Origin of the sequence: Bradyrhizobium sp., from assembly GCF_049512235.1 — a bacterium.
Lineage (GTDB): Bacteria > Pseudomonadota > Alphaproteobacteria > Rhizobiales > Xanthobacteraceae > Bradyrhizobium.
The window spans coordinates 1-2950 of the sequence record NZ_JBEKXH010000676.1; the positions used below are offsets into that span (position 1 = coordinate 1).

3 protein-coding genes are annotated in these 2950 nt (G+C 60.3%); 1 reads left to right on the plus strand and 2 read right to left on the minus strand.

Features of this window, described 5'->3' with window-relative positions; all coding sequences use genetic code 11:
* Positions 1–1049, minus strand: a 1049-nt coding sequence (locus ABSG20_RS33755) for an ABC transporter substrate-binding protein (protein ID WP_423868771.1), incomplete at its 3' end; no start/stop codon positions are given.
* Positions 1050–1198: 149 nt separating this feature from the next.
* Complete coding sequence (locus ABSG20_RS33760) at positions 1199–2113, minus strand: AMP-binding protein (protein WP_423868772.1); 915 nt, start codon at positions 2111–2113, stop codon at positions 1199–1201.
* A gap of 261 nt (positions 2114–2374) precedes the next feature.
* Between ABSG20_RS33760 and ABSG20_RS33765 the strand changes: the two genes are divergently transcribed.
* Positions 2375–2950 (plus strand): hypothetical protein (locus tag ABSG20_RS33765; protein ID WP_423868773.1); only part of this gene is annotated, 576 nt, incomplete at its 3' end.

Genomic DNA, 2950 nt, shown 5'->3' on the forward strand with positions numbered 1-2950 from the left:
GTCAGATTGTCGCCGCACTGCTTCAGCACCTGCACCATGGTTTGTGCCGCGGAGAAGCCGTAGACCAGATTGGCGTCGGAGATGTCGGAGCCCGGCATGTACTTGTCGGCGAAAGTCATGAATTTCTTCATGCCGGCATCGTCCTTCCACTGCGGATCGGACGCATCCTTGAGGTAGCCGGCCGACAACACGCCTTCGGAAGCATCGAGGCCGGCGGGTTTCATGACAGCGCCGATCGAGATCGAGACGTCGGTCATCAGATGCATCGGCTTCCATTGCAGCTCCGCCAGCTTCTTGATGGTTTGGGCGGCGAATTTCGGCGTCGAGATATTGATCAAGACGTCGGCGCCGGTGCCCTTCAGCTTGACGATGTGGGAATCGATCGAGGGCTCGCTGGTCTCGTAGGTTTCCTCGGCAATGATGATCTTGGAGGCGTTGTCGCCGAACACGTCCTTGACGCCGGCGACGTAATCCTTGCCGAAATCGTCATTCTGGTAGAACACCGCGACCTTGGCGTCGGGTTTTGTCTTCAGGATGTATTTCGCGAAGATCCGGGCCTCGACCCGGTAGCTCGGCTGGAAGCCCATGGTCCAGGGAAAATCCTTTGGATCGTTCCACTTGCTGGCGCCGGTGGCGACGAACAGCTGCGGGACTTTCTTCATGTTCTGATACTTCTGCACCGCGGTCTGGGTCGGGGTGCCCAGCGCGTTGAACACCAGAAACACTTCATCGCTCTCGATCAGCTTGCGCACCTGCTCCACCGTCTTCGGCGGGCTGTAACCGTCGTCGTAGCTGATGAAGTCGATCTTGCGGCCGTTGATGCCGCCCTGGTCGTTGATCATCTTGAAATAGGCGTCCTCGGTCTTGCCGATGACGCCATAGGCGGAAGCCGGGCCGCTATAGGCCTCGACGTTGCCGATCTTGATCTCGGTGTCGGTGACGCCGGTGTCGTATTTCTTCTGCGCCAGCGCGCCTTGCGTCGCCGCCAGGCTGAAAGCCGCCGCAGCGGCGAGCGAGGCAAGGCGGGAGGGTCTGTTATTTTTGATCATGCGACGGTCCTTCGTTGAAGATGGTGGGCGGGGGTAAGGTGGTCTCTCAACGTCATTGCCAGGAGCCCTTGCAACGAAGCAATCCAGATTTAGACTCGCTTTCGTGGATTGCTTCGCTGCGCTCGCAATGACGGTGGGTGCATTTGCGGTCAGGCTGTCCGCATAAGATTGGTTGTGTCAACAGCTCCCGGCGAACCAAACTGCTGCCGCAGGGTCGGCTTATGGATCTTGCCCGTTGCGTTGCGCGGCAGGGCTTGCACGAACTCGATCCGCGCCGGGCATTTGAACCGCGCCAGGTTGGCGGCGCAGTGCGCGTGAATCTCGGCTTCCGTGATGGGATGTCCCGGCCTCACGGCGATGATGGCCATGCCGCATTCGCCCCACTGCGCATTGGGAATACCGATCACCGCGGCTTCGGCGATCGCGGGCAGCTGGTGCAGCACGTTTTCGACCTCGGCCGGATAGACGTTCTCGCCGCCGGAAATATACATGTCCTTCCAGCGGTCGACGATATAGTAAAAAATGCCATGGGTGATGATGGCGCCCTTGGGCCGGCCGGTGGTGCCCGAGGTGTACATGATGGTCGAGATGTCATCGAGTGTCACGATCTCGGAAGGCTCGAGCGGGTGTGAGGCCGCGATCGCGGCCTCGTAGGAACCATCGGGCCCCAGCGACAGAGTGGCGCCGACCTTGCACAGCCCGGCGACCGCGAGCGCGGTTTGGGCGAGCTCGGTGTCGTGGATCATCAGCGAGGGCGAGGCATCGCCGACGATGTAGTGCAGCTCCGGCACGGTCAGGCGGGTGTTCAGCGGCAGCAGCACGGCGCCGAGCCGTCCGCAGGCGAACTGCACCTCCAGCGTATCGGTCGTGTTCAGCGCCAGCACCGCGACCCGGTCGCCGCGCTTGATCGCCAGCCGGTCACGCAGATGCGTGGCCAGCCGCGCGATGCGCGCGTCGAATTGCGCGTAGGTGAACCGCCGCCCGCTTCCGAGATCGATCACCGCCACCTTGTCCGGTGTTCTTCGGCCGAAATGGGCGATCCAGTCATAGTGTCGAACCGGCAATAGTCCCTCCGCGAAGCCTCGCGGCTTTTGCCGCCGAAGCCATTGTTGATCTCGTTAGGCGCAACATGCCCAATTCAGGCTGAATTGGCCAGCGGGTGTTTTGGGCACTTCAGCGTCCGGATCGAGCCGATGCGCCAATTTGGGACGTGTGTTGCGCGAAGTGGCTGGATTGGGGCAGATGGCGTTCACGTGTACCCGTTTGCTTTTGGCTGCTAACCTCGGATCATGACTTGCTCCGTTCTTCTGGACCTCGACGGCACCTTGATCGATTCGCATCCCGGCATTCTGGGGCAGCTATCTTCACGTCATGCTGCTGCAAATTTCGACAGCCGGCCGGTCGGCACAATGCGGTCGGGATTACGCCATATCGCCGTCGCCTTGGTGTTGAGGACTGTACCCAGAAAGGCTCATCCCATCCGCCCAAATTCTGAGGGCATTGGCGAGAGCTTTTGTGTGGCACAGACCGTGGGTCTAAAGATGGCTTCCATTTCAGTTCGCGGGCGGATTGCAGCTTTGGCTGCCATCCTCCTGCTGTTTTCGTTGGCGATCGCCGGCACGGCATGGCATGCCCTGACCGAGACATCGGAAACACTTCTGGAGAGTGTCCGCGCCGGCAACTATCTGGGATATATTATCGTCTCGTTTCGCGAGCTTTCAGGCGCCGACCGCCGGATCATCAATTTCATCCAGACCGGCAGGGAAGACGACGAGCAACGCTTCGCGAAGCGAAAGGCGGACACCGAAGTGGCGTTCGCAAAGGCGTTGGATCTCGTCCAGGATCCCGTCCGCCGTCAAGCGATGCTGAACATCAAACAGGGAATTCAAGACTTCTTTGAC